The sequence below is a fragment of the Oscillibacter sp. CAG:155 genome (assembly GCA_000436875.1).
Classification (GTDB): Bacteria; Bacillota; Clostridia; order Oscillospirales; family Oscillospiraceae; genus Oscillibacter.
Map to the genome: position 1 here is coordinate 1 of FR890894.1, position 4,823 is coordinate 4,823.

General features: G+C 59.1%; 4 protein-coding genes, 1 tRNA gene and 1 other RNA gene. 2 read left to right on the forward strand and 4 right to left on the reverse strand.

All coding sequences use genetic code 11. From position 1 onward, the window contains the following. Positions 1-48: 48 nt before the first annotated feature. The 4 genes from QZL67_RS11660 to QZL67_RS05030 all read right to left on the reverse strand — a co-directional run bounded on the left by QZL67_RS11660 (position 49) and on the right by QZL67_RS05030 (position 2,762). On the reverse strand, positions 49-135 hold the full coding sequence (locus QZL67_RS11660) for a putative holin-like toxin (RefSeq protein ID WP_366914419.1): 87 nt from the start codon (positions 133-135) through the stop codon (positions 49-51). Further along, positions 129-920, reverse strand: coding sequence for a helix-turn-helix transcriptional regulator (locus tag QZL67_RS05020; RefSeq protein ID WP_022289663.1), 792 nt, complete (start codon positions 918-920; stop codon positions 129-131). Before QZL67_RS05020 ends, QZL67_RS11660 begins: the two co-directional genes overlap by 7 nt. Positions 921-1,037: 117 nt before the next feature. Next, the gene (locus tag QZL67_RS05025; protein WP_022289664.1) at positions 1,038-2,618 is read right to left on the reverse strand and encodes a peptide chain release factor 3; all 1,581 of its coding nucleotides are present in this window, start codon (positions 2,616-2,618) and stop codon (positions 1,038-1,040) included. 68 nt (positions 2,619-2,686) lie between these two features. After that, positions 2,687-2,762, reverse strand: a tRNA-Ala gene (locus QZL67_RS05030). A 157-nt stretch (positions 2,763-2,919) separates the two neighbouring features. On the opposite strand from QZL67_RS05030, the gene ffs reads away from it, so the two are divergent. Beyond that, positions 2,920-3,019, forward strand: an RNA gene (gene ffs / locus QZL67_RS05035) — signal recognition particle sRNA small type. Between the two features lie 43 nt (positions 3,020-3,062). Continuing rightward, positions 3,063-4,823: DNA polymerase III subunit gamma/tau (dnaX, locus tag QZL67_RS05040; protein ID WP_292919893.1), on the forward strand; the 1,761-nt coding region annotated here is incomplete at its 3' end.

Genomic DNA, 4,823 nt, shown 5'->3' on the forward strand with positions numbered 1-4,823 from the left:
ATTCTAGATCTGCAAACAAGAACAGCACGGCGGAAAGCCGTGCTGTTTTTATCCCTTTTTCAAAAAGGTCAGCAGCTGCAGCAGAAAACTGCCGAACAGCAGCATCAGCGTCAGAGTGTCCGTGGTGCTCACCATTTGCCGTCCTCCCCCAAAAGTGCCGCCTGTTCCGCGCCTGATAAAAAGCGGGACTGGAAGGATGTCAGCCTGGCGCGGTAATCATCATAAGCGGCACCATATTCCGGGGTCTCCTGCAGCTGGACCCAGGCCTCCAGCTTTTCCAGCTTCTCCGGTGTGCGGCTGCCGTCTGTGACAGTGTCCACGGTGGGCGGTTCCAGCTTGTAATAGCGATACCAGTCCGCATACTGTTTGGCCGGAGAGTCCGGGATGTGGTCGTAGAGAAATTTCAGGTTTTCCGCCAGATAGTGGTTCCGTCTGGGGGTTCCGCCCAGCCGTCCCATCACATCTGCCAGCAGGTAAGGATGAAACAGCGGCAGGTACAGCAAAAAGACCTCCAGGGATCGGATGGGCATGCCCTCCTGCCAGCATTCCAGAAATGCAAGATGCTGGTCAGAGGATTCCGGGGTGGAAAATTCCCGGTCACAGGGGGCATGCGGTCGGGGGAGTGGTGCTGCCCGTTCGGCGCTGCGCAGTTCCTCCAGTGTCTGAGCGGTCACCGGAAGCGGTTTTTGAAATACCAGAATATCCCGCAGGTCCGCATCAAAAAATTTGGACAGCAGCACCAGCGTTTCCAAAGAGATCGGGCGCTCCGGGTCGTTGAGCCAGTTGCGGATGGTCCTGGGCGTGACGAACATCGCCTCCGCCAGAACCTCCGGAGAAATCCGACCGACCATCAGGTCCCGCAGGTTTTCTTTGGTGGACTCCCAGTTGATGGAAAAGTAAGCGTGGGGATTAAACGGCATGAAAATCACCTCATGGGCCGATGATACCATGGCGGAAGGGAAGTGACAAGGAAATCCCATTTCCACAAAGCGGAGGCAAAAAAAGAAACGGCCCCACAGGGCCGTTTCGGAAAAAGATCAAACAGACAGGGACTCTGCCAGCTCCAGACCGGGGTTGTGCTTGGTCAGGAATCCCACGGACCACTCGCCGCCGAAGGCGATGAGGCTGCGGCCCTTGAAATCCTCCAGTACCGCGGAGCCGGTGCACAGCACCAGATCTTTGGGATCGCAGGGCGTGGCCTGGATGAACCGGAGATGATCGTAGGGAAGACCGGTCATGTAAAGGTCTACGCCGTACTCATTTTTCATCCGGTATTCAAAGACGTCGAACTGCAGGGTACCCACCACGCCCACGATGACCTCTTCCAGGCCGGCCTCTGGGATCTTGAAGATCTGGATGGCGCCCTCCTGGGCGATCTGTTCGGTGCCCTTGATGAACTGCTTGCGCTTCATGGTATCCTTGGGGGAGACCCGCATGAAGTGCTCCGGCTCAAAGGTGGGAATGCCGGAGTAGCGGAACTTTTTGCCCGGTACGGTGATGGTGTCACCAATGGAGAAGATGCCGGGGTCAAACACGCCGATGATGTCGCCGGCATAGGCCTCGTCCACGATCTCGCGCTCCGCAGCCATCATCTGCTGGGGCTGGCTCAGCCGCATCTTCTTGCTGGTCTGGACGTGATAGTACTCCGCATCTCGCTGGAACTTGCCGGAGCAGATCCGCAAAAAGGCCAGCCGGTCCCGGTGGGCCTTGTTCATGTTGGCCTGGATCTTGAAGACAAAAGCGGAAAAATCCGGGGAGAAGGCGTCCACCTCGCCCTGGTCGCTGACGCGGTTCAGCGGCGGCGTGGTCATCCGCAAAAACTCTTCCAGGAAGGGCTCCACACCGAAGTTGGTGAGAGCGGAGCCGAAAAACACGGGGGAGAGAGTGCCGTGGCGCACGGCGTCCAGGTCGAACTCCCGGCCCGCGCCCAGCAGCTCCACTTCCTCCCGCAGAGCTTCCGCCTTGGAAGTGCCCAGCAGTTCCTCCAGCTCCGGGTCGTCCAGTGCCACCTCGGTGGAGGCAGCCTTTTTGCCGTGACCCTCGCCGGAGAAGAAGAGAATCCGCTGCTTTTCCCGGTCATAGACACCCTGGAATTCCTTGCCGCAGCCGATGGGCCAGTTGACGGCATAGGTGTCGATGCCCAGCTCCCGCTCTACTTCTTCGCACAGTTCCAGCGGGTCCCGGGTCTCCCGGTCCATCTTGTTGATAAAGGTGAAGATGGGGATGTGCCGCAGGGCGCAAACCTTGAACAGCTTGCGGGTCTGGGGTTCCACGCCCTTGGCACCGTCGATGACCATCACGGCGCTGTCGGCGGCCATCAGTGTGCGGTAGGTGTCCTCGGAGAAATCCTGGTGGCCCGGGGTATCCAGAATGTTGATGCAAAAGCCGTCGTGCTGAAACTGCATGACGGAGGAGGTGACGGAGATGCCGCGCTGCTTTTCAATTTCCATCCAGTCGGAGGTGGCGGCCTTGGCACGCTTGCCCTTGACCTCGCCGGCCTGGGCGATAGCTCCGCCGTAGAGTAGGAACTTTTCGGTCAGGGTGGTTTTACCGGCGTCCGGGTGGGAGATGATGGCAAAAGTGCGCCGGCGTGAAATTTCAGAACGAAGATCAGACATGAAACGCTCTCCTCATGCAGCAAATCTAAATCGTAAAAAAGAGACAGCCATACGGCTGTCTCTTTTTCTGGTGGAGACGAAGAGGATCGAACTCTCGACCTTACGGATGCGAACCGTACGCTCTCCCAGCTGAGCTACGCCCCCATTTACCACTGATGTTCAGCGGCAAATGATATTATACCATAAATTTTCCCTTTGTAAAGCATATTTTTTTCTGGAAAGCAAAAATTTTTGGTTGATAAATTTCACGGCGTATAGTAAAATGAATAAGCTATGAAAAAGTCCTCCGCATGCAGCTGCGGAGCCGGTCTCGCGCAATGGATGCCCGCGAACCATGTCAGGCGGGGAACCGAGCAGCATTAAGCGGGATGTTCCATGTGCCGCGAGGGCGCCGGTTCCGCAGCTGCATACGGAGGACTTCGTTTTCTTTCCGGGAGGTGTGTCATGTACCAGGCGCTGTACCGCAAATGGCGGCCCAAGACGTTTTCTGATGTCATCGGCCAGTCCCATATCACCCAGACCCTGAAAAAGCAGGTGGCGGAGGGGCGGACCTCTCATGCCTACCTGTTTACCGGCACCCGGGGAACCGGAAAGACCACCTGTGCCAAAATCCTGGCCAAGGCTGTCAACTGTGAGCATCCGGTGGATGGGGACCCCTGCTGCCAGTGTGCCAGCTGCCAGGGGATCGAAAACGGCAGCTTCCTGGATGTACTGGAGCTGGACGCCGCCTCCAATAATGGCGTGGATCAGGTGCGGGCGCTGCGGGATGAGGCCATCTATTCCCCTGCCAATGTGAAAAAGCGGGTTTATATTGTGGACGAGGTCCATATGCTCTCCACGCCGGCGTTCAACGCCCTTTTAAAGATTCTGGAAGAGCCGCCGGAACATCTGATGTTTATTCTGGCCACTACGGAGCTCCACAAGGTGCCGGCCACCATTTTGTCCCGGTGCCAGCGCTTTTCCTTTAAGCGCATCACACCCCAGGATATTGCATCCCGCCTGACATACGTGGCCGGGCAGGAGGGCATCGCCCTGGCGCCTGACGGGGCGGAACTGCTCAGCCGTCTGGCGGACGGCGCACTGCGGGATGGACTGAGCCTTCTGGATCAGTGTGCTGCCGCGGGCGGCACCATCGATGCGGCGGCTGTGCTGGAGGTGCTGGGCCTTGCGGGAAATCTCCAGACGGCCCGGCTGATGGAACAGATTTTGAACCGGGATGCAAAAGCAGCTCTGCTGCAGTTGAACCAGCTTTACAGTGGCGGCAAGGATGTAGGCGCCGTACTGGGAGAACTGAGCACGCTGGTCCGGGATCTGCTGCTGCGGCGGACCGCCCCGGAAGGCGGCGCGGCGCTGCTCTCCGGCGGATATGACAGCGCCACGCTGGACAAGCTGGGGAAGGATGTCTCCGCCGTCCGGCTGATTTATCTGGCAACCACCCTGCAGAAGACCACCGCTGACCTTTATTACAGCTCCAATCGCCGCACGGACGCAGAGCTGTGTCTGCTGCGGCTGTGTGATGAGTCCCTCTCCGGGGATCTGACGGCCCTGGAGGCCCGGATTCAGCGGCTGGAGGAGGGCGTCGCCCGTGGGCAGCTGATTCACGGTGCCGTTGCCAAAAGTGGTGAGACAGCAAAGCTGCACCGGGAAGCGCCGGCTCCCAAAGCGTTCCGGGAAGGGACTGCTGGAACCCCGGAAGAGAGTCCGGTTTCCGAGATGCCAGCCCCGGCGGTGGATGAGCCCCCTTGGGAGGAGCCGCCGCTGCCGGAAGAGCCGCCCATGCCGGAGGATCTGGGACAGCGGATCTTTGAAGTTCCGGAGGACCCGCCCGCTGTAAAGGCCAGAGTCAGACAGACGACCGCTGCGCCAACGGCATCGAAAGCGGCTCCGCCTGCTGCCATAGCAGGAGACGGAAACTGGTGGCGGGCTCTGGCGGAGAACTGTAAAGGACGTCTGCCGCCCATGTATCGGGCATTCCTGGATATGTGTACCGGAGCGCTTTCCGGCGACCTGCTGACGGTTTATGCACCGGATGATATCACTCTGGGCCGGCTGGAGAACGACCGGGTGAAGAGCGCGTTGTGCGAAGAGGCGGAGAAGGCCTCCGGGGTCAGCATCCGGCTGAGGTTCCAGGTGGGGGAGCCGCCGAAGGCATCGCCCCAAAAGAATTTGCAGAATCTGCTGAAGTTCGGCAGCCAGTTCGACAAC